Here is a 26,214-nt window from a genome sequence, read left to right as displayed (position 1 = left end):
GTTTACCGTCTCGTTTGGCGCCAATCTTCATCACTGTACGAATGCCGTGTGCCAGCAGGGTGCTGGTAATATCTTCTTTGCGGCTGGCAACCCATTTGACCGGCCGGCCGGGGACAAAACTGGCAATCCAGGCAATGGTTTGTTCAACCGTGATATCGGATTTGTAGCCAAAGCAACCGCCAATATCGGGGATGTGAACGCGCACATCCGAAACCGGCACGCCGTATGAATGGGCAATGTCATCGCGGATGATGAAGGGGCAGATGGAGGATGACCAGATTTCGATCGTGCGGTCCTCTTTGAACCAGACGATGGAGCCGTGCGGTTCGAGGGCAGCGCAGGAACCAAGGGGATAGTTGAATTCGCCTTCGATGATGACATCGGCTTCCTCAAAACCCTCCTCACCGCGCCCTTTTTTCAAATGATAGACATTGGCAATATTCGTGCCGGGCTTCGGATTGAGGGTGGGCAGATGCCAGTATTCGCCCAGTTCTTCATGGATGAGAACCGCATCTTCACTCATTGCCTGGCGGGCATCAATGTAAACCGGCAGGGGGTCATATTCGACTTTGATTTTGTCCAGCGCCGCGTAGGCATGGCGGGGGGTATCGGCAATGACCGCCGCAACCGGTTCGCCGATATAGCGGACTTTTTCAATTGCCATGGGCACAAGATCGCGGATATTATCCCCGTAGCGGTAGGTGCAGCCCTTGCCGGTGACTACCTTGACCACACCGGGGCATTGTTCGGCTTCGCTGGTGTCAATGGATAGAATACGGGCGTGGGCATATTTTGGCCGCAGGATGGCAGCGTGCAACATGCCCGGCAGCCGGATATCATCCAGAAAAATCGCTTTGCCGGTAACTTTATTGATGGCATCCGGCCTGATGTAACTTTTGCCTAAATATTTGTAAGCCATTTTTCACTCCTTTCCTGTGTTCGAGAAAGAAAACTATTCCCTGCGGTAGGGTTTCAAGAGGGCTGCAGGGTAAGAAGCATTTCGTCCGGCAATTACCAGCGCAATGATGGTGACGACATACGGCAGGGCCAAAAAGGTTTCGTAAGGGATGGGTAACTGTAAACCCATTGCCTGCAAACGGAGCTGCAGGGCAAATGTGCCGCCGAAAATGAGCCCCCCCAGCATCACACGGATGGGATGCCAGTTGCCAAAAATAACGATGGCAATCGCAACCCAGCCGCGCCCGGAGATGATGCCGTGGGTGAAAGCGCCCAATTGAAAGAGGGAGAGAAATGCCCCGCCAGCCGCCATCAGACCACCGCCAATCGCCAGTGCAGCGTAACGCACAGCGGGTACGCTGATTCCGGCGGCATCCACGGCTTCCGGATTCTCACCTACCGAGCGGATTTTCAGGCCGAAGTTGGTGCGGTATAAAATCCACCAGGCCAGCGGAACAATCACTAAAAAGGTGACATAGGTCAACCAGTATTGGGAAAGGATTGGGCCGAGAATGGGGTTGTCCGGAAGGATTTTTAGGGTCTGGAAGGAAGGGATTGAAGGGGGAGTGGAGCGCCCACCGTAAAACAGGCGGAATGCAAACAGGGTCAAACCGCTGAGCAGCAATGTGATTCCCAGACCGGAAACGTGCTGGTTTACTCCCAATGTGACCGTGAATAAACCCATCAGCAACCCGAATAGAATTCCTGACAGGATGGCAACAAGTAAACCCAACCAGAGAGAACCGCTTTTATCGGCTGTGAGAAAACCTACAAAAGCACCAAAGTACATGATGCCCTCAATACCGAGGTTCAAAATACCGGCGCGTTCGCTGTAAGTTTCTCCAATGGCAGCTAGGACAATTGGTGTTGAAACCCGGAAGGTGGCAGCGATTAAGTTGACAATGAAAACTTCCATCATACCCTCCGAACGATGCGGTAGCGCTGCAGCAGGTACATCCCGAGAGCAACCAGTAACATGACCGCCTGGGTTACCTGACCCAGATAAACCGGCACGCCCATCGCCCGACTGACAGTCTGCGCGCCGGTGTCAATCAATCCAAAGAAAAGGGAAGCAACAAAAACGCCAATGGCGTTCAAGCCGCCCAGCGTTGCGATAATCACGCCGGTATAACCGTAATTGGCAGAAAGGTCACCGATCAGATGATATTGAATACCCGCTACCTCGCTGACACCGGCAATCCCGGCAATCCCACCGCTAATCAAAGCGGCAATCAGAGTGGTGCGTCCCACCGAAATTCCGGCAAATTGAGCAGCAGGTTTGCCCAAACCAACCGCGCGCATTTTCAGACCAAAGGAAGTTTGGGTCAAGACAAACCACAAGACCGCGATGGCGATCAGTCCAACGATGAAACCAAAGTGCAAACGCGAACGGGGAATCAGCTTAAAGAACATGGTGCTTTCAGCGATTTCGGGAGATTGCGGCCAGCCGGAGGTTGGGTCACGCCAGGGGCCGTTTAGAATTGCGCTGACAATATAGGCCATGATCGAATTCATCAACAAAGTGGTTACCACTTCATCCACGGCCAGCCGCACTTTAAGCAGCGCCGGAATCAACGCCCAGGCCATGCCTGCCAGAAAACCGCCGATGATCATCAGCGGAAGGGCAATTAATGGAGGCAGTCCGCCCAACACAATGCCGAGCCATGCTGCGGCAATGGCGCCGGCGTAAAGTTGCCCCTCGGCGCCGATATTATAATAACCGGTAGCAAACGCAAAGGTCACGGCCACGCCGGTAAGCATGAGGGGGGTGGCTTTGACCAGCACCTCCAGAAAAGATACCTGACTGGAGAGAGGGGAAATCAAAAAATAATAATAGGCTTGAAAAGGATTTGCCCGGGCGGTGAGAATCAAGCCGGCGGTAATGAGGAAGGTAGTCAAGAGGATCAAAACCGGGATGAGCGGGCGCATCCAAAAAGGGGGTGTGTCAGTTTTGATCAGTTGGTAGGGGAACCGTTTGGCTTCCATGGAATCAGTGCTCCTTGACGGCACCCGACATGAGCAGCCCCAGCCGTTCGGGCGTGGCTTCTGATGCGGGTAAAGTACCAACAATTTCGCCTTCGTAGATGACGGCAATGCGATCCGAGAGAGCCAGAATCTCATCAAGGTCTTCGGAGATCAACAGGATGGCTGCACCACGCTGGCGCTGTTCCAACAATTGCTGACGGACATAATCGGTTGCACCGATATCCAGTCCGCGGGTTGGCTGGGGGGCGATAATCACCTTGGGTTGACGGGCAAGCACCCTTGCCAGCAAGACTTTTTGCATATTTCCGCCGGAGAGGGTGCGGGTAATGTCGTTGGGCCTGGCCTTGATCTGGAATTTCCGGATCAGATCATCGGCATACTGGCGGATGGCGTTATGGTCCAACATGCCCTTGCGGGTGAATTCATCCAGATGTTCCAGTACCAGATTTTCTGTGACGGTCAGATGAACGACCATTCCTTCATGGCGGTCTTCGGGGATGCGCCCAAGTCCTGCTCTGGTCAGCTCGGAGGGGGATTTTCCGGTAACATCTTGACCTTCAACCACTATTTTTCCTGCAGTCGGTTGGCGCACGCCGCAAATAGTTTCGGCAAGTTCTTTCTGGCCATTGCCGCCCACACCCGCAATGCCTAGAATTTCGCCTTCGTAAACCGTGAGGGAGACATTTTTCAAAACAGGCAGGTGTTTATCGTCATTGGCGCAAAGGTTAACCAACTCCAGCGCAGGTTTCTGAGCCGATTCAGTCGCATCCGGACGGGAAACGCCAAAAGTTTCTCTGCCCACCATCATGGCTGCCAGTTCTTTTTGGGTTACATCGGCGGTGTTGACCGTTCCAACAACTTTTCCATCCCGCAGCACGGTAACTCGATCGGTAATCTGGGTGACTTCATGCAGTTTATGGCTGATGAAGATGACCGATAAACCCTCCTGTTTCAGGCGGTTCAGGGTCTCAAACAGCGCTTCCACCTCTTGCGGAATCAGCACTGCGGTTGGCTCGTCTAAAATGAGAATTTCAGCGTTGCGGTAAAGGGCTTTGAGGATTTCAATGCGCTGGCGCTGCCCAACCGAGAGATGCCGGACAATCGCTTTGGGATTGATTTCCAATCCAAAACGCCGGGCGGCCTCAGCAACGCTCTCCTCTATTTGGGTTTGATTGAGAACAAACGAATTTTGATAACCCAGCACGACATTTTCGGCAACCGTCAGCGGCGGCACGAGGGCGAAATGCTGGGTAACCATTCCAATGCCGAGTTGGATGGCATCTTTGGGTGAGTGGATGACGACAGGTTGATCTTTTACTTTGATGACACCCGAATCGGGATGATACAACCCATAAAGGATGCGCATCAGTGTGGTTTTTCCTGCCCCGTTTTCACCCAGCAAAGCGTGAACTTCCCCTTTTTTCAGTTGAAAGTTCACATGGTCATTGGCGATCAGATCGCCAAAGCGCTTGGTGATGGATTGCATCTCAACAATAAACATACACTCTCCTGAGGGGAAGTGACGGCTGGTCAGGCATGGGCTGAATTATTTCAATTATTTATCAAAACCAGTGGCTTTTGCTCAGGACAAGACCAACCGCATGATCCATGTTGACGATAAAGAGACCGATCCAATGGAGAGGCCTGTGCGGCTTTTGAGCCGCACAGGCTCTGAAAATTCGGGCTTAGTTGGTTGGGGCAGGCGGCTCTTCTTTAATGTCCACGCGGAACAAGCCGTTGCGGATTTCTTCGTCACGCTGCTTGACCAGAGACAGGATGTTTTCGGGAATCTTGGATTCCATGCCATGGAAGGGGGCCAGATACGCCCCACCTTTGGCAACCATGCTGAAGTCCTTAAGATCCTGAGCGGTAAAGGTTCCGGCTTCCACCTGCTTGATCACATATTCAACCGTTGGGGTCATGTTCCAGACCGGACCGGTGAGGACGTGATCTGGCCCCAGCTCGTACTGATCGCTCATGTTGCCAAATGCCAGCAGGCCTTTTTCTACGGCAGCATCAATGACGCCAAATCGTTCGGCGAACAACACATCTGCTCCAGCATCCACCTGAGCCAGGGCGGCTTCTTTGGCAGCGGCAGGATCGAACCAGGAGTTAATGAAAGTAACCAGCACTTTCGCATCTGGATTGGCTTCCTTAACCCCATCAATGAAGGCATTGACGATACGATTGACTTCGGGGACAGGGTAACCGCCGACCACGCCGATTACATTGGTTTTGGTCACACCACCGGCAATCAAACCACACAAGTAGGCTGGTTCATGAATCCAGTTATCGAAGACCGCCACATTGGGTTCTGCCGGACCTAAACCGGAGCCAAAGACAAAGGCAATTTCGGGGTAATCCTTTGCGACCCGGCGGACGGCTTCTTCGTTACCGAAAGCGTCGCCAAAGATGGCGGCCGGTTTTTGTTTTTCGGCTACTTCGCGCAGCACCCGTTCCATATCACCGGCGTAGCCAATGTCATCCGTATATTCATAGCGGATTTTGCCTTCGCTGGCCGCTTTTTGAAGCGCTTCATGGATTACACCATCCCATGGCTCTTCAATCGGGGTTGCAAATGCGCCGAAGAATAGCGGTTTGTCGGTTGGACCGGTTTGGGGGGCTTGGGTTTGAGCAGCTGGAGCGCACTGTGCGGTAAGCACAACCAGCAATACTGCAATCAAGATGAGTTTGATGGTTTTCATCGTTTGATTCTCCTCCAGGGTATTTGGTTTTTGTTAAATAAAAAATGGGAAAGAGGATGGAATGAGATATTATTGATCGAAACGGCCACCTCCTTTCTAAATACCTGGTAACAACAGTGAGTGTTGCGATTTGAAAAGCGGGGAAAAATAACCCAAAAAACCAGACTTCCAGCTTTATCATAACAAAGACTGGTAAATCTGAAAGGGTAGTGGATGAAATTAACGATGTAGGGTAATCATAGTTTATTGAAAAACCCAACGAATTGCAAGCGGTTTGGTTGACTAAATGACGAATTCATCATAGATGTATGACAATTGTCCAACCATCTCAAATTTTAACCGGAACTGAATTGTGGTTATAATAAATTCATGTCCTCTGAGAACGAATTGAGCGAACGAGAAAAGGAAATCCTGCGGCTGGTGGCCACCGGCGCAAGCAATAAAGAAATTGCTCAGGCGTTGTACATCAGTCCGAATACGGTCAAGGTGCACCTCAGGAACATTTTTGCAAAAATTGGGGTAGTTTCCCGTACCGAAGCCACTTTGTATGCGATCAAAATCGGGCTGATTCCCGAAGCCGTACGTGAGGAAATCCTCATCAATCCATCTGCTTCCAGTAATCGTGATACAGCGGCGGTTGAGTCGGATGCTGAAACACGCTCTTCACCGATTAAGGGCAGAGGCTGGGTGCTGCTCTTGGTTCTTCTATTGATAGGATTAGGTTTCTTTCGGATGAGAGGGATCAATCCAGGCGGAGTTTCTCCTGCAAACAGCGGTCAACGATGGAGCCAATTAGCCGACTTGCCAGAGCGTGTCGGGGGAGGGGTTACGGAACGATACGAAGGGTATCTTTATCTGTTTGGCGGCGAGAAGGACGGAAAACTCAGCGGCGATGTCTTCGCGTACGACATTACGCAAAATCTTTGGGAGGAAAAAACCGCAAAACCTACCTTTGCCAGCGGTATCCAGGCGGGAGTACTGGGGGAAAAGGTTTATCTCCCCGGTGGAAAACTGGCCGATGAAACCATTACCACTCTGGTTGAAGTTTATGACCCGCGAAACGATCTTTGGGAATTAACCACTCCTCTGCCGGTTCCCCTGACGGGTTACGGTCTGGCTGTATTTGAGGGACGATTGTATTTGTTTGGCGGTTGGGATGGCAATTCATTCCGGGATGAGGTGTGGGTGTTCGAACCGGATGCCAAAGAATGGATGCTGCAACAGAAGATGCCTTTTGCGCGCGCGTTCATGGCAGCAGCTGTGCTTGGAAACAAAATCTACCTGTTGGGTGGCGAATCCCTTGACGGGGTATCGGATGATTGTGTGGCTTTTTACCCAAATCGCGAGAAAGACGACCCAACTGCCTGGGAGCAAAAACCTCCTCTTCCTAGGGGAAGGAAAAACCTGCGCGCGGCTGTTCTGGCTGACGGGGTTTATGTTGCAGGCGGGGTCAATCAAATTGATCAACCGATCACGGATATTTTGCGGTTCAATGAGTCAAGCGGAGTTTGGGAAGTTTTGGAACCGCCTCCTTTGCTGGTCTCGGCTGATACGGCTTTGGCGGCCAGCCAAACGCGTCTCCATTTTCTTGGGGGAACGCTTGGGATGAGGACGGTCGCCTATCATCAGGCTTATCAAGCCCTTTATACGGTTGTGCTGCCGGCTGTCAGCCGATAAAAAACACCTCTGCTGAGGTATCTTTTAAGGTCTAGAGCGGGAGACGGGACTCGAACCCGCGAATGTCAGCTTGGAAGGCTGATGCCTTACCACTTGGCGACTCCCGCATGATGAGTGTTATTTTACTCATTTCCTTCCGAACGGTCAACCCTTCCAATTTTGTTACACCTCTTAACTCTCCTGGCATTTGCGGAATATATCCATTGGGAATCTGCTTTATGGGAAGGGGAATGGGGTCACGGTTCCGATTCGAATGGGGGAAAGCAAGTTGGTGGCAAATTCGCTGATTTCAACTCTGGTCGCATCATCCGCTTCGTCCAATCCCAGGCTGTTCAAGGTCATCCGAATTTGGCTGCCGTCCGCTCCGCTTTGGATAAATTCAAAAGGTTGAAGGCGGATGAACCAGCGCAGTAAACGGCTCAACTGTTCAGGGGTTAACCGCATGATACCCGGATTTTGACTGGCTTGACCCCGACAGTAATATTGAACGCTCCAGCCGTTCAGATACACTTTCAAACCATCACAGTATTCCTGAGATGAACCTTCACGACTCCAATTCAGCGCTGGAACGCTGCTTGAATATCCATCCACACTGGCCAGCACCGGATTCGGGTCTAATGAGGAGGCGCGAAATTCAAAGATGTGATTTTCGATGCCCAATCGAATGACCCGACCTTCCACAGGCAACTGGGTACAGGGGATTTCGGCAATCGCAATTTCCAGACAGCCGTCATTGAAGGTGATTGCGCGTTCGCTGAGTATCTGGATTGTCTGGGGGTCGTAACCCAGCAAACCTGCCAGATATTGTACAGCCTGTAGTGCCGATGTGGAGGGTTGATCTACAGGGCGAATGGGACGAATGAGTCCACCATCCAGGTCGGTGTGATAGGTGTAGATACGCTGGCCATAGCGAAGTGTAACGATTAAACCGGGGACTTGTTGTTCCTGACAGAATTCACCCGGATCGGCCGCTTCGAGACAAGAATTTTGCCATGTTACCGATTCGATGGCCTGAATGGTGATACGCTGTGGTGAAATGTTCAACTCACGGGCGAGTTCGCGTCTGGCTTGCAAAGCGCCGCCGGGTGGCTGGATGAATCCGCCATCCTGCGGGGGGAGGGTGGCTGTTGTACGGGCTGTGTTTTCTGGTGAACATGCCGCCAGCATAAAAATTACAAGGAGAGTAAGTGGGTGAATCCAGCGCGTCATCAAAAATGATTGTAACGGAAATTCATCACTTCGTGATAGAAATGCCCATTAATTGATTCGGGCTGTCAATAGAAATAGAAATGAATTTTTGACCATATCTGCGGTATTTCAATCACAAGGACTCGGTAATTTACGGCATGATTAAAGCGGAAACTTCGACTCAGCGATAATTTTGATAAATCGTCAGGACTTTATCTGCGTAGGAGTAGCCCACGTCCATGGGACCATATGATTTCAAAGCCTCGCGAACATCGCCTTTTCGTTGAATCAAGCCCACCAGCATTCGCACACCATATTCAATGTTGAATTGTGGGTCAAACAATTCCTGCGAGGAGGGGCGATTGGCAAAACACGGGCCATTGACACACATAAATTCAGCGGCTTTGCCATCGCGCGGCATGACCTGCATCAAACCAACCGCCCCACTGCGTGAATAGGCATCCGGATTTCCACCCGATTCTTGAAGCATTACGGCGGCGATCAGGTTAGGGTCAAGTTGATGCTCAGTGGCGGCATGCTGGATATAGGCGCACCATTGTTGAATATTTTCAGGATAGCGGTTGGAGAGGGTACAATCATCTGAAGCCATTTCTTCTGGTTGCGGGGTGTTGACTTGTTCTGCTGGCGGGGTGGTGGGTTCAACATCTGACGCCTGGACGACGGAAGGTGGACTCAACAGCAGTCGGGAAATCCCCACAACCAGCAGGATACCCACGATTACTGCAGGAAAAATGGCTTTGCTGGGGTGATTCATTTCAGCCTCCGGGCAAGATTTCAAATTTTTGTTTTTTATCATGAGTGGCTGAAATGATTATAGAACATTTATTCTATTTTGAAAAGGGGTTGGCAGCCATCATTGGGGTGATTTTCGGGTGAGAGAGGTTATTTTTTGATCGATTCTGCTAATAACTCTTCCAGGGATTCACCCTGCAGCGCTCTTTCTTTCCAGCCCGGCATGAGATAATCGAGCAAGACGCCTTGTGCAAAACCAGAGTAATAAAATAGGGTTTCACCGTCCATGTTGGTCTTGTGCATTGTACTGAGTTGGGTGTGCCAGAAGCGCTCTCGCGATGAATAGTTTTCCAAATTCAATATTTTTGCACTTTCGTTCAATGGCTGAAAATCCTGCTGCGCTGCTATTTTGCCTAACTCCAATTCGGCATATTTTGCCATGCCCTCCAACCACTCCCTTTGACGCTCGTACTCGATCAGGGAATTGCTTAATTGGGATGAGGTGCGGCGTTCCTCGCGGTGCTCTAAAAAAGTGGCAGCAATTTGAAGAGCTTGTTCACGGTTGGATATTTCGGCTGAACGACTTAAAATTTCAAGTTCTTCTTTCCAGCTCGCCAACATTGCCTCATTGTCAAAGGGGTATTGATCTGCCCGGCTGCTGATTAACTCGGCATTTTCAAACATGACAGGATTGGTTCTCGCTTGAAATACATGAAATGCCTCATGAGCAAGTGAACTGATGTAGGCTTCTGGTGCAAGAAACAAATCTTTGAAAAACAGGCGGTATGGGAAAATTTCGCGCAGGATGGGCGGCAAGTCGGAGTACATTAAGTTATGCATATAAATCAACGCAAATTCATTGGTCTGAAATGATGCTGCCAGTTGATTGCCAACTTTGACGATAAAATTTTCTGGAGTTTCCTGAGAATTTTGAAGCGGTGTTCGAAAGTAGTTGAGACCGTAGTTTGAGACTTCTTCCCATTTTCCACCGCGCTGGTGCTTGCGTGGATACATCTCCCAGCCCAGGCTTGTCTGCTCTGGGATCAACCCGCTCACGAATGCCGTATTTTCATTGTAGAAAACCCATGCAGTGGGGAAATCCCCCCAACCGGGAAAAACCTGATTTCCCACCAACTCAATCAGGTGATTGGATTCCCTCATCAACTGAATTTGTTCCTGGCTGAGAACGTCGGGATTGGCTGAAGTTTTGGGAATAGTACGATTCAACAGAAACTGCAGGGTGCTGCTGAACAGGCAAATTGCGCTGATGAGGAGAACAAGCCAACCGATTGTTGCTTTTTGAGATCGTTTCATGACCTTCCGCCATTTGTGAAAATTTGAATTAGCATACAAGTCATATACGCATCTGCTATAATTCCGGTTGCAGGGGTAATTCAACCAAAAGGAGTAAACGATGAATCCTAAAGGTTCGCTCTGGTATAAGAATGCTATTTTTTACGAAGTCTATGTACGCGCTTTCTATGACAGCAATGGAGATGGACATGGTGATTTGCCGGGATTGATTCAAAAGCTGGATTATCTGCAAAATTTGGGGGTGGATTGTATCTGGTTGTTGCCCATTTACCCTTCTCCGCTGCGCGATGATGGATATGATATTGCCGATTATTACAATGTATTGCCAACCTATGGCGATTTAAATGACTTTAAAGAATTGGTGCGTCAGGCACATGCTCGTGGAATGCGGGTTATCACCGATTTGGTGATGAATCACACTTCCGATCAGCATCCCTGGTTTCAAGCGGCGCGCAGCAGCCGAACCTCCCCCTACCGCGAGTATTATGTCTGGTCAGATACCGATCAGAAATACAAAGAAGCCCGCATCATTTTTTTGGATACGGAAAAATCGAATTGGGCATGGGATGAGGTGGCAGGTCAGTATTACTGGCATCGGTTTTATTCTTCCCAACCTGATTTAAATTACGATAATCCTGCTGTGCAAGAAGAAATGAAGAAAATCATTCGCTTCTGGATGGATATGGGGATTGATGGTTTTCGTGCCGATGCGGTGCCGTACTTGTTTGAACGTGAAGGCACCAATTGCGAAAATTTACCCGAAACGCACGCTTACTTGAAGGAAGTTCGTGCATTTCTGGATCAGTATTACCCCGATGCGATTCTGCTGGGTGAAGCCAATCAATGGCCGGAGGATGTATTACCCTACTTTGGCAACGGGGATGAATTGCACATGAATTTTCATTTTCCGCTCATGCCGCGGTTATACATGGCATTGAAAAAGGAAGACAAAAACCCCCTTGAATGGGTTTTTGAACGCACACCAGCCATTCCCGAAAACTGTCAGTGGTGTACCTTCCTGCGCAACCATGATGAGTTGACGCTGGAAATGGTCACACCGGAAGAACGGGAATTTATGTGGCGTGAATACGCACCAGACCCAAAGATGCGCCTTAACCTGGGTATTCGCCGCCGTTTGGCGCCTTTACTGGATAACGACCAGCGGCGGATTCGTTTGTTGTACTCCATGTTGTTCAGTTTTCCGGGTACCCCAATTATTTATTATGGCGATGAGATTGGAATGGGCGACAATATTGAACTGTTTGACCGGAATGGAGTGCGCACACCAATGCAGTGGGAGGCCTCGCAGAGTGCAGGTTTTTCTGCAGCGCCTCCTTCCCGCTGGTATGCTCCAGTTATCTCTACCCCGCCGTTTGATCCACAACGGGTTAATGTGGCCGATCAGATCAGACGCAGTGACTCGTTATATCATTTTTTGAAGCACCTGATCACCCTTCGCAAAGCTCACGCCGAGCTTGCCAGTGGGGAAACACGCTGGATGGATACCGGCTCGTCATCGGTAGTTGCAGTGTGGCGGGCGGAAGGTGACCGCTGGTTGTGCGCCATTCATAATCTTGCCGAGAAGGTTCAGGAGATCAACCTGACCTTGCCGGTGGCGACGGGTGGTCTTACCGATTTAATTGAAGGCCGGTTGACTTTCAATCCTCAGGAAGGCCATATGAAAGTCCAGCCTTATCAAACCGTCTGGTTTTCCAATACAGTAAAGTAAAAAGCGATTATGGATTGCCGCGCGCCAGTAAAAGGATGCGCGGCAATCCTTTGTGGAGTAAACCACTCATTTGATCAAGCAAATTTTGAAGATCAGCCGGTGTGAGGGTGGGGGGGTCTTTGATTTCCTCGTTGCCATTACTCATTTCGCTGAGTAAATATACCCGCCCTGCCAGGTCGGGAAAGACATGCTGGAGAGATTCTTTGTGACCTCGCTCCATGACCAGAATCAGGTTGTGGCTGCTGATCAGTCCCTCGTTCAAATTTTGAGAGCGATGTTTTCTAAGGTCAAATCCTCTGGCAATGCCTGCCCTGATCACCTCATCCGGGCAGGGCAAATTGTCCTGTACCCATGTTCCGGCGCTGTTGACGCGCCAGCGCTGCGAGGGTAAACCTTCGCGGATCAGGTAATTACGAAATAACGCAGCAGCCAGGGGGGAGCGGATGCGGTTGGCCGTGCAGACAAACAGCACCGAGGGACGGATCAACGGCGCGGTTCTGCCAGTGAAGGTCAAATTAGCGCTCCATGCTGACTACCTGCTGTTCCCAGCGGTGCCAGTCTCCAAAGCGTTCTTCCAGAATGCGTTTTCCTTCACCGGGGCAGGGCAATCCGGCCAGTTCCAGATCGGCATCTACCATGATACGCACCAGTTCGTGAAAGCGGACTTTGGGCTGCCAGCCCAATTCACGCTGGGCACGACTGGCATCCGCCAGCAGATAATCCACTTCGGTCGGACGGAAGTAGCGCGGGTCAATCCGCACATAATCTTCCCACTTCATGCCAACATAGCCAAAGGCTTCTTCCAGAAATTCACGAACCGAATGCGATTCACCGGTACCGATGACGTAATCATTGGGTCTGTCCTGCTGCATGATCAGCCACATGGCTTCGACATATTCGGGGGCATAACCCCAATCGCGCTTGGCATCCAGATTTCCCAAATATAGATACTTTTGGCGGCCGGCTTTTATGGCAGCGATGGCGCGAGTTATTTTGCGGGTGACAAAGGTTTCACCGCGGCGGGGTGATTCGTGGTTAAAGAGAATGCCATTGCAGGCAAAAATGCCGTAGCCTTCGCGGTAGTTGCGGGTCAACCAGTAGGCGTAAACTTTGGCGGCAGCATAGGGGCTGCGGGGTTCAAAGGGTGTATCTTCATTTTGGGGGGGCTTTGCTCCGCCAAACATTTCACTGGAAGACGCCTGATAGAATTTTTCCTCAAAACCGCTTTTACGGATCGCTTCGAGGATGCGGGTGGTGCCCAAAGCCGTCACATCGCCGGTATATTCAGGCATATCAAAACTGACCCGAACGTGACTTTGAGCGGCAAGATGATACACCTCATCCGGGCGGACGTTGTAAATGATGTTGGAGATGGTTTCGGCTACCGAAATATCGCCATAATGCAAATACAAACGAACTTCGCCACCGTTCGGGTGGGGATCATGGTAGATATGATCAATCCGGCGGGTATTGAAAGTGGATGCACGGCGGATAATTCCGTGGACTTCGTAGCCTTTGGAAAGTAACAGTTCAGCCAGATAAGAACCATCCTGTCCGGTGATACCGGTGATCAATGCTTTTTTCAAAATTTCCTCCTGAGATCAAACGAATTGATCGAATTGTTCAATGAAAATACTGCAAGGAACAAGTATAACCGACCCCCTTAAGAACTGTCAAACAAAAAAATTCTGGCAGAGAAAGCCTTCCTCTGCCAGAACAGGTTGGATGATGAGTGACTTCAGGCGGGTTGCTTGACTTCTACTTCTTCCTTGCGAAAGGTTAACTGATTATCACCCGGCTGATAATCTACGATGACACGATCACCACGCTGGAATTGACCGGAGAGGACACTGATGGACAGCGGGCTTTCGATGTGTTTTTGTAGGGCGCGGCGCAACGGGCGGGCACCGAAAGCCGGGTCGTAGCCAACTTCTGCCAGCCATTTGCGGGCTGCCTCGGTCAGAACCACATCCAGCCCATGTTCCTTAAGCCGATCGCTGACCTCTTTCATTTGCAGGTCAACGATTTGATACATTTGCTCCAGCTTGAGTGGTGAGAACATGATAATCTCGTCAATCCGATTGAGGAATTCCGGACGGAAAGTGCTTTTTAGCGCTTTCTGGATTTTCTCGTGTTGAGCGCGATTTTCGTCGCTCGAATCTTCACTTAAAAAGCCCAACGTACCGCCCTGCCGCACAAACTCGGTGCCCAGATTGCTGGTCATTATCAAAACCGTGTTGCGAAAGTCAACTACCTGTCCCTGCCCATCGGTCAATCGGCCATCATCCAGAATTTGAAGCAAAGCGTTCCACACTTCCGGGTGGGCTTTCTCGATTTCATCGAATAAAATGACCCGATATGGCCGACGGCGGACGGCTTCGGTTAACTGACCACCTTCCTCATAGCCCACATAACCGGGCGGGGCGCCGAACAGACGGGAAACGGTATGCTGTTCGCGGTATTCGCTCATGTCAAGGCGAACAAGGGCATCTTCATCACCAAACAAAAATTCAGCCAATGCTTTGGCCAGTTCGGTTTTGCCAACCCCGGAAGGGCCAATGAAGATGAAGGAACCAATCGGGCGGCGGGGGTCTTTTAAGCCGGCGCGAGCGCGGCGAATGGCGTCTGAAATGGCATGGATGGCTTCTTCCTGACCGATGACCCGTTCGCTCAGCCGTTCTTCCATGTGAAGCAAGCGCTCCGCTTCCGATTCCATCATTTGACTGACCGGAATACCCGTCCATTGCGCCACTACCTGAGCAATATCATCCACATCTACCACTTCATCCAGTTTGTGTTCGGCTTCCCATTTGTCGCGCAACTGATTGAACTCGGTTTCAAGGCGCAAGCGCTCGGCCTTTTTGCGGGCAGCGCGTTCGTAATCCCGTTCAATACCGGCCTGTTCTTCTTCGGCGCGCAATTTTTCCAGTTCGGTTTTCATTTCTTTCAGTTCGGGCGGCAGCGAGAACAATGCCACACGCAGCTTGGCAGCAGCTTCATCCATCAGGTCAATGGCTTTGTCCGGCAGGTGACGGTCAGTCACATATTGCGCCGAAAGTCGTGCAGCAGCCACCAGGGCTTCATCAGAGAAATGAACTTTGTGATGAGCCTCATAGCGGTCGCGCAATCCCATCAACATCTTAATCGTGTCTTCCACACTGGGTTCATCCACATAAACCGGTGCAAAACGGCGTTCAAGAGCCGAGTCCTTTTCAATGTGTTTGTGATACTCATCCAGTGTGGTTGCACCGATACATTGCAGCTCACCACGCGCCAGGGCTGGTTTGAGCATGTTGGATGCATCCATGGCACCCTGAGCGGCGCCGGCCCCGACTACCGTGTGAAGTTCGTCAATGAACAGAATGATCTCGCCCTCTGAACGCTGGACTTCTTCGATTGCGGCTTTGAGGCGTTCTTCAAATTCACCGCGGAAGCGGCTGCCGGCGATCATTGCCCCAAGATCGAGGGAAACCACCCGTTTTCCCATCAAGATTTCCGGTACATCATTACTGGCAATTTTTTGAGCCAGGCCTTCCACGATGGCAGTTTTACCAACCCCGGCTTCGCCAATCAGCACCGGGTTGTTTTTGGTGCGGCGGGAGAGGATTTGCATCACGCGGCGGATTTCATTATCCCGTCCGATGACCGGATCCAGTTTGCCTTCGCGTGCCAGCTGAGTTAAATCACGGGAGTATTTTTCCAGCGTGCGGTAGCGGGTTTCAGCCTGCGGGTCGGTTACTCGTTGACCGCCGCGCAATTGCATGATGGCATCCAGTACCCGTTCTCGAGTCAAGCCGTTGCTTTCCAGCAGTCGTGCAGCGGGCGTGTTCCGTTCGCTGAGAATTGCCAGAAAGATGTGTTCGGTTGAGATATATTCATCTTTAAGGCGGCTGGCTTCTTCGTTAGCCAGATCCACGATGCGTTTGACGCGCGGGGTTATGAAGATCTGCCCGGCTCCGCCGCCAAAAATGCTGGCTTTGGGGCTGGTGCGCAAAATGTAATCCAGCCGGTCGGCAAGCATATTGGGGTCAACCTTCAAGATTTCCAGAATTTGAGAGATGACCCCTTGCGGTTGTTCAATTAAAGCGAGCAAGATGTGCTCGGTATCAATCTGGTTGTGCCCATAGCGCTGGATGATTTCCGCAGCGCGCTGAGCGGCTTCCTGTGCTCTTTCGGTAAAACGATCAAAACGCATCATGGTTGATTATCCTTAGAATCTGGTTATACAATGCCTTCGATGGAATTATAGCATTGCATTCATCAGCATTTTACAAACACTGTATTAGAAATCTATCATCATTTTAGTTTCTTTGAGCCATCAGAACAAGCGCTCAGGTGCGGATGTACACCATTTTGCCTTCCACCATCGTAAGGAGGATATTTCCTTCATCATCCATCAAAAAAAGGTCGGCGTCTTTACCCGGTTCAAGGCTGCCTTTCTGGTGTGCAATGCCAATAGCACGGGCAGGATAAAGGGATGCGCTCAATACGGCCTCCTGAAGTGAAATGCCGACGGCGTTTGTGAAGTTGCGGAGCGCCCGGTCGAGGGTCAGGCCGCTGCCGGCCAGTGTGCCATCCAGCAAAGATACCTTACCCTCTTTGACCTGCACCGGGCGGTTATCGAGAATATACTGTCCATCTGGTAAACCGGTTACCCGTGTACTGTCAGAAACCAGCACAATTCCCTCGCTGCCGCGCAATTGATAGAGGATGCGTTGGGCAAGGGGGTGAACATGGACGTTATCGGCAATCAACTCGCAGCGCAGCTCCGGCATTGTCATGCCGGCACCCACGACACCGGGTTCACGATGGTGAAATGGACTCATGGCATTGAAGCAATGGGTCAGCAGACTGACCCCGCGTTGAACGGCAACCTCCATTTGCTCATAGGTTGCGCTGGTGTGACCGGCGGCAACCGTGATACCGCGGGAAACACAGGCGTCAATCAACCAGAAATTTTCGGGATATTCCGGAGCAAGTGAAACCACTTTGACCATCTCATGGCCAATGAGAGTGAGGGCTTCCTGCCGGTTAGTTGCCTGACGGATGAATTGAATGGCTTGAGCGCCGGCGCGATTAGGATTCATATATGGGCCTTCAAGGTAAGCACCCAAAAGGGCTGCTCCGTTTCGGATGCGACCGTAGGCATTTCCCACCGCGTCCAACGCTTTGAGCAGGGCGGATTGTGGGGCGGCCCATGTAGTAGCCAGAAAAGCGGTAACGCCGTGCTGAACCAAAAATTGAGCAATTTCTTCTATGGCATGCAGGTCACCATCCATGAACTCGAAACCCATTGCACCGTGAATGTGCAAATCAATCAGACCGGGTAGAAGATGGTGCTGATGTGCATCCACTTTTTCCTGAGCCTGCTCCAGTTCGGTTGCAGGTGGCTGACCACTGCCCAGCCGGCTGATGGTGCGGTTTTCAATGGTGAGCCAGGCGGGGGATAAAATTCCGTTGGGAGTATAAATTTTTGCGTTCCAAATTAACGTAGCCATCACAAAAAATCCTCACCGCGTTGTTTTATTTGATTGTAATCTGAAAACGGAGATGATTGTGTTTTAGGGAAAGGAAAATTTTAATCAGGTTGCAAATGGGAGCGGGTTTTCAAGTACGGGTAAGCGGTGTACAATTTTGGTATGGAAGTTGCCCTGCCTTCCTCCCGTCAACATATCCGCCCGCTGCGCAGCCGTAAGGATATTCTGGCAGTGGCCGATTTGATTGAAATTTGTTTTGCCGATCATATGGATTTTGACGGGCGGGAGTATATCCGTTATCTTCGCCGCTTTGCTGTACCCGATGAGGGTTTGACCGGCAAACTTTTGGAACCTTTTCAGGTACCGGTGCGTGGCCTGGTTTGGGAGGAAGATGGTCAAATTATCGGCAATCTGAGTCTGATTTCTTTCAACCGGCAGGGAAAACGATACACACTGATTGCCAATGTGGCCACTCACCCGGCCTACCGACGCCGCGGCATTGCACGTTTATTGACTGAAAATGCTCTCCAGCAAATCCGTGAGCGCGGAGAGCCTGAAGCCTGGCTGCATGTGCGTGAGGATAACCCGGCTGCCATTCATCTTTACCAGTCTTTGGGATTTGAAGAACAATGCCGGCGCACCAGCTGGTTATGGGAACCGCACTACGGTTTCCTGCCCAAGGTTAGCAACGATAAGATTCGCGTTTTACACCGGCAGGCGAGTGATTGGCCTTTGCAAAGCCGCTGGCTGGATGAGATATATCCGCCGGAGATTAGCTGGAATCTTTCACTGGATAAAAACCGCCTGAAACCCAATTTCTGGAAGGACTTATGGCACTGGCTGAACGGCGGGGAAGCTTTACATCTTTCTGCATACCGGAATGACTTGCTGGCAGGGGTGATTTCATGGCAGCCTACCTCAGCGTATGCCGACATTCTCTGGCTGGCTGCTGACTGCCAGCACGAAGAAGAAATCATTGCCGTGCTGCTGCCGGCAGCCGGGCGGCGGTTACGCAACGGACGGCCTTTAGCCGTTAATTATCCGGCTCAGCGGGCAACCGAAGGTTTCCGACGGGCTGGATTTCAACCGCATGTTACACTTATCTGGATGCGAATCCAATTCTCATAGGAGGAGAAAATGAAAAAACTATTGATTCGACTGGCAATCAATGCCGTGGCTTTGTATGCTGCTGTGGCGTTATTGAAAGATTCCTATATTTTCCCCAACGATCCGGATAACTGGCTGAGCTTCATCTGGCTGGCATTGATTTTTGGGGTGGTCAATGCCGTGCTCAGACCAATTTTGATGGTCATGAGCTGTCCTTTGATCATTTTGACGCTCGGATTGGGTACCCTGCTGATCAATACCTTGATGTTCGTGCTGGCAGGATGGATCGGTACACAATTTGGCGTCGGTTTTGAGGTCAATGGCTTCTGGGGTGCCTTTTTCGGTGCGCTCATTACCAGTGTGGTCAGTTTTGTGCTGAGTCAGTTATTCAAGGATGAGTTGAAATAGGGCAACACCAACAAACAAAAGAACGCCCGTCCTGTGAACGGCAGACGGGCGTCTTTTTTTTACACAGCATCTAAATGTTACGGCAGGGTAAAGCGCAGCAGGACGCGATTGACCGCGTCACTGACCCAGACATGTCCGCCTGGGTCAACCGCGATTCCGGCAGCCAGCCCAAAGCCATCCACGCCGGGGCTGTAATCTCCCCAGGTACGCACAAATTGTCCTTCTTCGGTGAACTGGATGACGCGGTATCCTTCCGGGTCGGTGACGAAGACATTGCCGCGGTTATCCACTGCAATATAGGGTTTGTTATCCAGTGATTGACCGAACCAGCCATAAATTTCCCACTGGCGCAGGAAGAAGGTCTTTCCGCTTTGCGGGTCAATTTGAAAGACCTGTACCCTTTGATTCCAGGTATCGGTCACAAACAGTTGATCCTGTGAGTTAATGGCAATGCCAACCTGTTCATCAAACTGACCCGGATCAATACCGGGGCTGCCAAATTCATCCAGGTAGTTGCCATTTTGATCAAAGATGACAATGCGTTTATTGCCGGTGTCGGTTACAAACAGTCTGCCTTTAGAATCGAAAGCCAGATCGCGCGGTCCCCAGAAGGCTTCCGGAGCTACACCCTGCCCGAAAAATCCCCACATGGTCACAAATTGCCCATCGGCGGTGAATTTTTGGATGCGGTGGTTCCAGGTGTCTGCAACAAACACCGAGCCATCCGGAGCAACTGCAATTCCCCAGGGTTCATAAAATGTGCCGCCCGGCGCACTGCCTTCGGCAAGATTGGCAAAGGAACCCCAGCGGTGAATCAACTGTCCGTCGGCGGAAATATGCAAAATCTGATGCAAGCCGGTATCGGCGACGTACAGCGTGCCATCTGGTGCAACCGCAATCTTGCGTGGAGCGCCGAACTGGATCTGGCTGCCGGGTTGACCGATGACCTGATCGGGCAGCAATTCGACTGTGCCGTTGATATACGGATCGGTTTGCTGGGGTGCAGAGGCGGTAGGGGCTGCCCCGTAGTTCCAGATTTGGGCAAGAATGTCGTTGCGGATGTACATCTTCAGCTTTTGTGAGGGCTGCCAGGTTTCCACGGTCAAATTGGGGTTATTGGTTAAACTGGCGTATTCGCTATAATCGCGGTCGCGCCAGATTTTGTAAATGGCAGAGCGCATTGCCGGATCGCGCAGCGCATTCCAGATTCGATCCCAGGTCAGGTTGTAGTAATCCTGCATGGGCCACCACAGGCGTTGATATTCGAAACTTTGGAAAGAACCACGGGTGATTGAATCTAACCGCGACCAGTTCTTTTCTCCGGCAATGATGATTGGCGATTCGCGCAAGTCGCGGGTGACATTATCGGTAAAGTAACGTTTATTGGGATAATCACGGAAGTACCACCAATAGGGGTAAAGTGCATCATTGTCGTAGGCGACGTTAATGTTTTTACCGCTGGTAGTGCGCCGGGATATTTCTTCTACCTGTTCCAGAATATCTTTGGGTCCGCGTGCCGCGTGAGCATAGACCAGAAATTCTTTGGCGTTGTCATAGTTGATGTAGTTGGCGGTGAAAGCGGTGCGGGCGGTCATAATGGCCAGATAAACCGACAGCCCTGCAACAAACAGACGCAGAATCGCCGAAGGCTGCCAGTCCTGTAAAAATCGCAGGATACCCCAAACGGATAAACAAAACGCCAGCGCAGAGAAAATGAAAGCCGATGTGGATTGCAGCTGATCCAGTGTGTTGCCCTGGAAAGGCGGCTGAGGGCCGAGCAGCGTGCCCAGCAAACCGCCCAGACTGGTTAAGGCTACCGGAACGAGAATCACTGCAAGCCAGGCATGATTTTCCTTGAGCTTTTGCCATGGGGTGGTTTCCACCAGATAACCAAAACCCCAGGCTGCCGAAATTAAAAAGGGAACGGCGATGTGAACGGTCAGCCAGGGCATTTTTTCACCGGCAATTGAATAGGCCACCAGTGCAGTCAATGACCAGAAAAGGAACAATGCCAGTGTAGGCAGCGGTCTTTCCTGATTAAATATGGGGGAAGAGGGTTCTTCTCCTGATGAGGCTTCTGCAAGCACATTGGAAGAAGTTTGTATTTCGCTCTCCGTAATTGTAAGAACGGGATTGGTGCTGATTGGATTTTTTCTGTCTACACTCAACCGGTCACCGGCGAAGGATGAGAAACGGTTGTATTTTGTGCCGAAATAAACTGCCAACAGGCTGCCGAATAATGCCAGAAATTCGTAAATGGGCATTTGAATCAGCGCATAGTAATAAAAGGGCTGTTCGCCGCGATGTACGCCCTGTTGTTCCAGCCAGTAGCCCAGAGAACCGATGATACCGGTAAAAAATCCAAAGCCATTGGTGAATAGAGTGGTGTAAAAAACGGTGAAGATACCATAGAAAATGGCGAAATTCACCAACCAGAGCCTTGGCTTCCACAGAAGACCGAGTGCAACCGATATTGCGCTCATCAAAACCAGAAAGATGCCGGTGCGCACAAGGCTTTCGGGTGAATAATCAATCGGATTCCAGTTCTGACGTAGCAGTGAGCCAATGATTTTGACCGGAAAGGCCGTCAACAGGGGCAGAATCAACGAACCGGTCAACATCAGCAGGTCAAAAGAACGGTCTTGTTTCAAGGCGTTCCAGCCGATATTCCGCAATAAAATTACGGCAGCAAAAATACCCAACACCAGAGCAACAATGACCCCGCCCAGTTCGACCAATTGAATGGGGGTGAATATCTGTCCCAGCGCTTGTTGAACTGCACCAGAATCTTTATTGACAATGGCATTCCAGCCGGCCAGGATAACGACAAAGACCAGCAGAATCAGTGCGGCTGAAAGCAAGGTCATAAATAATTGGCGGGCGCGCTGGTTTTCCCAGCGAGCCTTGCCAATATGTTCCATGAACAGGAATGCCAGAAAGATCAACAGTTGGGCAGTGTAAATATAGGCGGTTTCTTTTGTGGCAAATTGGAGCGCCGTGACAGCCGTGAGCAGGTAGAGCATGTTCCGCTCGCCCTTTTCCAGGTAGCGCAGCACGGCAAAGAGGGTTAACACTGCATACAATGCAACAAAGGCTTCGTTGCGAGTATAACGACCATAGAAAAGCAGGTAGGGAGAAATCAGAAAAAGGTATCCGCCGATCAGGGAGCCAATTTTTCCTAGATAACGCCGAAATCCAAATGTGACAAACAAAACGGTTGCCACACTGAAAAGGGCTGCGGGCATCCGGGAGGTAAAATCATTTGCCCCAAAAAGGAAATAGGAAAGGGCAACCAGATGAAATTGAAACGGGCCATGCGTCACTGGATCATGGCGGTAGCCCTTACCAATCGAAAGATCATAGGAAGGCACAACATGGTTGACCTCATCATGGCTCATCACCCGTTCGCCGAGAATGTAAAAACGGCTGAACAAAGTCAAGCCGATTAAAATGGCGATCAAAATAAAATATGGGGTGATTTGAGGGAGATCGTGAAAGACCGGGCGATCCAGCCAGCTTATTGAAGAGGATGATTCGCGATTGTTTTCCATAATGGTTAGCGATGATTAAACGGATATTTTTTGTAATTCTTGCGATGTTGACTATACTTTAAGTTTGGTTTTCTGACAAGTGCGTAAAGTTTGGTTGACGGATTGGTTTCTCGATTCTATACTCAATTCAGCATTTGAATCCACCCCCTCATGAGGAAGATCATGACCAAATTCAGCCGCTATGCAATGTTTGCTCTGTTGTATTTTGCACAAGGTGCAATCCTCAGCTACTTTACGGCACTCAATTCCCTGTATTTACTCAGTTTTGATTTGACCATGAGCCAGATTGGTATTGTTGGCGCAATTGGACTCATCCCATTCGTCTTAAAGATTTTTTTGGGTATGTTAAGTGACCGGGTTAATTTTGCCGGTTGGGGACACCGCAAGCCGTATATTGTCCTTGGGCTCATTGTGCAAAGTGTCTGTTTGCTGGCTGTACCGCAAATCCATCCCGGTAGTCAGTATGGGTTATACGCTCTTCTGGCGTTTGTGTTAATGCTGGGTATGGCTCTGTATGATACCTGCACCGATGGGTATGCGCTGGACACTACCCCCGAACAGGAACAGGGCACCATTCAGGGTTTTATGGTTGGCGGCCGGGCGCTGGGGGTGGTTGCCATTTCAGCCGTGCTGGGGCTGCTGGTTGAAGGCTGGGGTTGGTCAGCCGCTTTTTACAGCCTGGCTGTTCTTTCTCTTCTACCGCTGCCGCTGGTGTTGCAGATTCGCGAGCTGCCGCGAAAACCGGAACAACAATTCAGCTGGTCTGCTTTTAAGGCCTTTACCCAAATGCCGGTCATCTCTCTGGCGATTTTGGGAGCATTGTATTCGCTGATCATCAATGGAGCCAATCAGCTGGTTAATCCATTTTTGCAAAACCGCTTTGGAATCACTTATGCGGCGGCCGGCTTTGTGACCACGGTGTGGGGGATTGGGGTGGTGCTGGGTTCGCTGGCTGGCGGGCGGTTGACCGACAAATGGGGGCAGCGCCAATCGGTGATTCGGGCGATGTTTCTTTCACTGGGGGCAATTTTTTTGCTGGCATTTACCAGTGCCGCCTGGATGGTCTGGCCGCTGGTAATCTTGTTTGGTTTGGCCTATGGTTTTTATGAAACTGTCTATTTTGCCATTTCCATGAATAAAACCGATCCGCGCATTGCGGCTTCAATGTTTTCCATCCTCATGGCGGTGGCAAACGTTGGGACCGGCGTCGGTCTGGCGATGAGCGGCAGTCTGGTGGACTCGCTGGGATTTGCGGCAACATTCCTTATTCTGGCGGGCTTGAATTTGCTGGCTTTACCACTCGTCGGCTTGATTTTTGGAAGACGTCGTGCCGTGCCAGCGCCTGTTCAATGAAATGGAGGATGCAATGATGGAGTATGACGATAGGAATTTTCAAGCGCAGCTTCCCTTTCCAGATAGTTACTGGGTAATTCCTGGTCGGTTGCTGGCGGGGGAATATCCCGGCGCAGCCGAAGAACATGCAGCCCGGAAAAAACTGGTCAGCTTACTGCATTGCGGCATCAACGCCATCCTTAACCTCACTGAGGAGGATGAACTGGTGGATTACGATGCCTGGTTGAAGGACGAGGCTGCCGATTTTGGTTTGGAAGTTGAAGTTAAACGGATGCCGATTCGTGATTTTTCGACGCCTTCGGTCGTTGAAATGATGGCAATTTTGAATCAGATTGATGAATGGCTCAATGCGGGCAAAACGGTGTTTGTGCATTGTTATGGCGGTATTGGACGGACGGGAATTGTGGTGGGGTGTTATCTGGTTCGAAAGGGGATGCCGCCCCGCCAGGCTTTGCAGCGGATTGCGGAACTTCGCCGCGGCACGCCAGATGGTTGGCGGCGCTCGCCGGAGACTGATCAACAGGTGGCGTTTTTGCTGAACTGGCGGAATGGACAGTAGGACGGGGGTCGGGCAAAATGAAATTTGAGATTGTCCCTTTTGAAATGAAGGATTACAAAGAAATATATGAATTGTGGCAATCCTGCGAAGGGATTGGTCTCAGCGAAGCGGATTCGCCCGAACAGATTCAAAGATATCTTGAGCGTAATCCGGGTTGCAGCTTTGTGGCTCAAAAGGATGGAAAAATTGTGGGCGCTGTTCTGGGGGGCCATGATGGACGGCGGGGTTATTTACATCATCTTGCCGTGCATCCTTCGGCCCGGAAAATGGGGATTGGTTCTGCCCTGACAGAAGCCGTATTGCGGGAATTGCACCGTCAGGGCATCGAACGGGTGCATATTTTTGTGTACGCTGACAATAAGGAAGGAATTGCTTTTTGGGAACGAACAGGTTGGCGGCTGCGGAGCAATCTGGTGCTGATGTCCATTGACCTTCAAAACCGCTTCACCGACTGAGCGAGTTATAGAGTTGCTAGAAAATTGTACGAATCTTTGGTTGAAAATTGCGGAGTGATTAAAATCAATTCATGAATTTTAACCGGTATTGGACGGGGTTGTGCGTTTTCTTTGTATTTCTTGTTGCCGCCTGTGGGCCAAAGCTGGATGTTTCCATACCGGCACCGGGCAGCACAGAACCATCCGCGTTGAGGTACCTTGCCCTGGGTGACTCTTATACGATTGGGGAGGGGGTCAAAAACGAGGATTCCTTTCCCAATCAACTGGTAAAGGCTCTTGAAGAAGAAGGTTTTTCGTTCAATCAGCCGCAGGTCATTGCTCAAACGGGCTGGACAACAGACGAGTTGATTCGCGCCATTGAAAAAGACCAGCCCCAGGGGACTTATGATTTGGTTACCTTGCTGATTGGCGTAAATAATCAATTTCGCGGTTACTCGATGGAGATTTACCGGAGTGAATTCAGGGAATTGCTCAACCGTTCCATCCAGCACGCAGACAATCACGCGGGTTGTGTTGTGGTTCTTTCGATACCGGATTGGGGAGTTACGCCCTTTGCGCGCACAACGGGTGTTGAGCAAGGGCAGGTTTCTTCGCAGATTGACCAATTCAATGAAATTAATCGCGAAGAAGCTGAACTTGCCGGTGTAAGATACGTGGACGTAACCGGTATTTCCCGAACAGCGGCGGACGATTCATCGTTGATTGCGGGAGATGGATTGCATCCTTCTTCAGCCATGTATCGGGCCTGGGTTGAACAAATCCTGCCGGAGGCGAAAGCCTGTTTCAATCAGAATTAAGAAAAAATGAATGTGACCGAACCTTGACCTCAATGATTGGTTTGGATATGATTTGCTAATATTTACACAAAGAGGTAGGTCAATGGTCCACATCCCGCGCTGCATGAGCACTCAGCACCCCGATAATGTTCAGGTTCCCTTCTTTTCAGACAACGCCGAGTTGCAGGGAGAGGACGAGGTTCAGGAAGCCTATTATGT

At 50.7% G+C, this 26,214-nt stretch carries 22 protein-coding genes and 1 tRNA gene; 9 read left to right on the top strand and 14 right to left on the bottom strand.

All coding sequences use genetic code 11. The features are described 5' to 3' along the window. The 5 genes from ACWIZX_RS06020 to ACWIZX_RS06000 form a co-directional block, all read right to left on the bottom strand. The coding region (locus tag ACWIZX_RS06020) for a xanthine dehydrogenase family protein molybdopterin-binding subunit (protein WP_448335139.1) at positions 1-919 on the bottom strand (919 nt) is incomplete at its 3' end. Between the two features lie 33 nt (positions 920-952). After that, positions 953-1,876 carry an ABC transporter permease gene (locus ACWIZX_RS06015; protein WP_322791663.1) on the bottom strand — a complete coding sequence of 308 codons (924 nt, stop codon included), beginning with the start codon at positions 1,874-1,876 and terminating at the stop codon, positions 953-955. Then, the gene (locus tag ACWIZX_RS06010; RefSeq protein WP_322791664.1) at positions 1,873-2,943 is read right to left on the bottom strand and encodes an ABC transporter permease; all 1,071 of its coding nucleotides are present in this window, start codon (positions 2,941-2,943) and stop codon (positions 1,873-1,875) included. Before ACWIZX_RS06010 ends, ACWIZX_RS06015 begins: the two co-directional genes overlap by 4 nt. A gap of 4 nt (positions 2,944-2,947) precedes the next feature. After that, a complete protein-coding gene (locus ACWIZX_RS06005) occupies positions 2,948-4,444 on the bottom strand; it encodes an ABC transporter ATP-binding protein (RefSeq protein WP_448335138.1) in 1,497 nt (498 codons plus the stop codon). A 184-nt stretch (positions 4,445-4,628) separates the two neighbouring features. Next, on the bottom strand, positions 4,629-5,648 hold the full coding sequence (locus ACWIZX_RS06000; RefSeq protein WP_448335137.1) for a BMP family protein: 1,020 nt from the start codon (positions 5,646-5,648) through the stop codon (positions 4,629-4,631). Positions 5,649-6,017: 369 nt separating this feature from the next. On the opposite strand from ACWIZX_RS06000, the gene ACWIZX_RS05995 reads away from it, so the two are divergent. Then, positions 6,018-7,325, top strand: a complete 1,308-nt coding sequence (locus ACWIZX_RS05995) for a Kelch repeat-containing protein (RefSeq protein ID WP_448335136.1) — start codon at positions 6,018-6,020, stop codon at positions 7,323-7,325. A gap of 35 nt (positions 7,326-7,360) precedes the next feature. Here ACWIZX_RS05995 and ACWIZX_RS05990 read toward each other — a convergent pair. From ACWIZX_RS05990 to ACWIZX_RS05975, 4 genes are all read right to left on the bottom strand, one after another. Beyond that, positions 7,361-7,432: transfer RNA gene (locus ACWIZX_RS05990), tRNA-Gly, on the bottom strand. Between the two features lie 109 nt (positions 7,433-7,541). Continuing rightward, positions 7,542-8,534 carry a hypothetical protein gene (locus ACWIZX_RS05985; protein WP_448335135.1) on the bottom strand — a complete coding sequence of 331 codons (993 nt, stop codon included), beginning with the start codon at positions 8,532-8,534 and terminating at the stop codon, positions 7,542-7,544. A 160-nt stretch (positions 8,535-8,694) separates the two neighbouring features. Continuing rightward, positions 8,695-9,288 carry a lytic transglycosylase domain-containing protein gene (locus ACWIZX_RS05980; protein ID WP_448335134.1) on the bottom strand — a complete coding sequence of 198 codons (594 nt, stop codon included), beginning with the start codon at positions 9,286-9,288 and terminating at the stop codon, positions 8,695-8,697. Positions 9,289-9,416: 128 nt separating this feature from the next. After that, on the bottom strand, positions 9,417-10,580 hold the full coding sequence (locus tag ACWIZX_RS05975; protein ID WP_448335133.1) for a hypothetical protein: 1,164 nt from the start codon (positions 10,578-10,580) through the stop codon (positions 9,417-9,419). Between the two features lie 100 nt (positions 10,581-10,680). Between ACWIZX_RS05975 and treS the strand changes: the two genes are divergently transcribed. Beyond that, positions 10,681-12,309, top strand: a complete 1,629-nt coding sequence (gene treS / locus ACWIZX_RS05970) for a maltose alpha-D-glucosyltransferase (RefSeq protein ID WP_322793963.1) — start codon at positions 10,681-10,683, stop codon at positions 12,307-12,309. A 7-nt stretch (positions 12,310-12,316) separates the two neighbouring features. On the opposite strand, the gene ACWIZX_RS05965 is transcribed toward treS, so the two are convergent. The 4 genes from ACWIZX_RS05965 to nagA form a co-directional block, all read right to left on the bottom strand. Beyond that, a complete protein-coding gene (locus tag ACWIZX_RS05965; protein WP_322793964.1) occupies positions 12,317-12,823 on the bottom strand; it encodes an arsenate reductase/protein-tyrosine-phosphatase family protein in 507 nt (168 codons plus the stop codon). Between the two features lies 1 nt (position 12,824). Continuing rightward, a complete protein-coding gene (gmd, locus tag ACWIZX_RS05960; RefSeq protein WP_322793965.1) occupies positions 12,825-13,895 on the bottom strand; it encodes a GDP-mannose 4,6-dehydratase in 1,071 nt (356 codons plus the stop codon). A 152-nt stretch (positions 13,896-14,047) separates the two neighbouring features. Then, entirely contained in the window at positions 14,048-16,504 is a 2,457-nt protein-coding gene (locus ACWIZX_RS05955; protein ID WP_416181055.1) for an ATP-dependent Clp protease ATP-binding subunit, read from the bottom strand. A gap of 136 nt (positions 16,505-16,640) precedes the next feature. Next, positions 16,641-17,807: an N-acetylglucosamine-6-phosphate deacetylase gene (gene nagA, locus ACWIZX_RS05950; protein ID WP_448335132.1), complete on the bottom strand. Its 1,167-nt coding sequence runs from the start codon at positions 17,805-17,807 to the stop codon at positions 16,641-16,643. A gap of 141 nt (positions 17,808-17,948) precedes the next feature. Between nagA and ACWIZX_RS05945 the strand changes: the two genes are divergently transcribed. Together ACWIZX_RS05945 and ACWIZX_RS05940 are read left to right on the top strand one after the other, a co-directional pair. After that, positions 17,949-18,914, top strand: coding sequence for a GNAT family N-acetyltransferase (locus ACWIZX_RS05945; RefSeq protein ID WP_448335131.1), 966 nt, complete (start codon positions 17,949-17,951; stop codon positions 18,912-18,914). Positions 18,915-18,923: 9 nt separating this feature from the next. Further along, entirely contained in the window at positions 18,924-19,301 is a 378-nt protein-coding gene (locus ACWIZX_RS05940) for a phage holin family protein (RefSeq protein ID WP_322792996.1), read from the top strand. Between the two features lie 77 nt (positions 19,302-19,378). Here the strand turns inward: ACWIZX_RS05940 and ACWIZX_RS05935 are convergent, their stop codons facing one another. Then, entirely contained in the window at positions 19,379-22,852 is a 3,474-nt protein-coding gene (locus ACWIZX_RS05935; RefSeq protein WP_448335130.1) for a glycosyltransferase family 39 protein, read from the bottom strand. 162 nt (positions 22,853-23,014) lie between these two features. Here ACWIZX_RS05935 and ACWIZX_RS05930 point away from each other — a divergent pair, with 162 nt between their 5' ends. The 5 genes from ACWIZX_RS05930 to ACWIZX_RS05910 all read left to right on the top strand — a co-directional run. Then, positions 23,015-24,205, top strand: coding sequence for an MFS transporter (locus ACWIZX_RS05930; RefSeq protein ID WP_322792994.1), 1,191 nt, complete (start codon positions 23,015-23,017; stop codon positions 24,203-24,205). Further along, positions 24,180-24,764 (top strand): protein-tyrosine phosphatase family protein, encoded by a 585-nt coding sequence (locus ACWIZX_RS05925; RefSeq protein ID WP_322792993.1) that lies wholly within the window; start codon positions 24,180-24,182, stop codon positions 24,762-24,764. Before ACWIZX_RS05930 ends, ACWIZX_RS05925 begins: the two co-directional genes overlap by 26 nt. Positions 24,765-24,781: 17 nt before the next feature. Next, positions 24,782-25,219, top strand: a complete 438-nt coding sequence (locus ACWIZX_RS05920) for a GNAT family N-acetyltransferase (RefSeq protein ID WP_322792992.1) — start codon at positions 24,782-24,784, stop codon at positions 25,217-25,219. Between the two features lie 71 nt (positions 25,220-25,290). Continuing rightward, the gene (locus ACWIZX_RS05915) at positions 25,291-26,016 is read left to right on the top strand and encodes an SGNH/GDSL hydrolase family protein (protein ID WP_448335129.1); all 726 of its coding nucleotides are present in this window, start codon (positions 25,291-25,293) and stop codon (positions 26,014-26,016) included. Positions 26,017-26,098: 82 nt separating this feature from the next. Then, positions 26,099-26,214, top strand: a 116-nt coding sequence (locus tag ACWIZX_RS05910; RefSeq protein WP_448335140.1) for a phosphoenolpyruvate carboxylase, incomplete at its 3' end; no start/stop codon positions are given.

It is taken from the genome of Bellilinea sp., from assembly GCF_053501535.1.
Note: the sequence above shows the minus strand (reverse complement) of the source record. Positions and strands in the feature narration are given on the sequence as shown.

What these genes read in the sequence shown, in the direction of transcription:
- ACWIZX_RS06015 (WP_322791663.1), bottom strand. Translation starts at nt 1,876, where the DNA reads ATGATGGAAGTTTTCATTGTCAACTTAATCGCTGCCACCTTCCGGGTT.
- ACWIZX_RS06010 (WP_322791664.1), bottom strand. Translation starts at nt 2,943, where the DNA reads ATGGAAGCCAAACGGTTCCCCTACCAACTGATCAAAACTGACACACCC.
- ACWIZX_RS06005 (WP_448335138.1), bottom strand. Translation starts at nt 4,444, where the DNA reads ATGTTTATTGTTGAGATGCAATCCATCACCAAGCGCTTTGGCGATCTG.
- ACWIZX_RS06000 (WP_448335137.1), bottom strand. Translation starts at nt 5,648, where the DNA reads ATGAAAACCATCAAACTCATCTTGATTGCAGTATTGCTGGTTGTGCTT.
- ACWIZX_RS05995 (WP_448335136.1), top strand. Translation starts at nt 6,018, where the DNA reads ATGTCCTCTGAGAACGAATTGAGCGAACGAGAAAAGGAAATCCTGCGG.
- ACWIZX_RS05985 (WP_448335135.1), bottom strand. Translation starts at nt 8,534, where the DNA reads ATGACGCGCTGGATTCACCCACTTACTCTCCTTGTAATTTTTATGCTG.
- ACWIZX_RS05980 (WP_448335134.1), bottom strand. Translation starts at nt 9,288, where the DNA reads ATGAATCACCCCAGCAAAGCCATTTTTCCTGCAGTAATCGTGGGTATC.
- ACWIZX_RS05975 (WP_448335133.1), bottom strand. Translation starts at nt 10,580, where the DNA reads ATGAAACGATCTCAAAAAGCAACAATCGGTTGGCTTGTTCTCCTCATC.
- treS (WP_322793963.1), top strand. Translation starts at nt 10,681, where the DNA reads ATGAATCCTAAAGGTTCGCTCTGGTATAAGAATGCTATTTTTTACGAA.
- ACWIZX_RS05955 (WP_416181055.1), bottom strand. Translation starts at nt 16,504, where the DNA reads ATGCGTTTTGATCGTTTTACCGAAAGAGCACAGGAAGCCGCTCAGCGC.
- nagA (WP_448335132.1), bottom strand. Translation starts at nt 17,807, where the DNA reads ATGGCTACGTTAATTTGGAACGCAAAAATTTATACTCCCAACGGAATT.
- ACWIZX_RS05945 (WP_448335131.1), top strand. Translation starts at nt 17,949, where the DNA reads ATGGAAGTTGCCCTGCCTTCCTCCCGTCAACATATCCGCCCGCTGCGC.
- ACWIZX_RS05940 (WP_322792996.1), top strand. Translation starts at nt 18,924, where the DNA reads ATGAAAAAACTATTGATTCGACTGGCAATCAATGCCGTGGCTTTGTAT.
- ACWIZX_RS05935 (WP_448335130.1), bottom strand. Translation starts at nt 22,852, where the DNA reads ATGGAAAACAATCGCGAATCATCCTCTTCAATAAGCTGGCTGGATCGC.
- ACWIZX_RS05930 (WP_322792994.1), top strand. Translation starts at nt 23,015, where the DNA reads ATGACCAAATTCAGCCGCTATGCAATGTTTGCTCTGTTGTATTTTGCA.
- ACWIZX_RS05920 (WP_322792992.1), top strand. Translation starts at nt 24,782, where the DNA reads ATGAAATTTGAGATTGTCCCTTTTGAAATGAAGGATTACAAAGAAATA.
- ACWIZX_RS05915 (WP_448335129.1), top strand. Translation starts at nt 25,291, where the DNA reads ATGAATTTTAACCGGTATTGGACGGGGTTGTGCGTTTTCTTTGTATTT.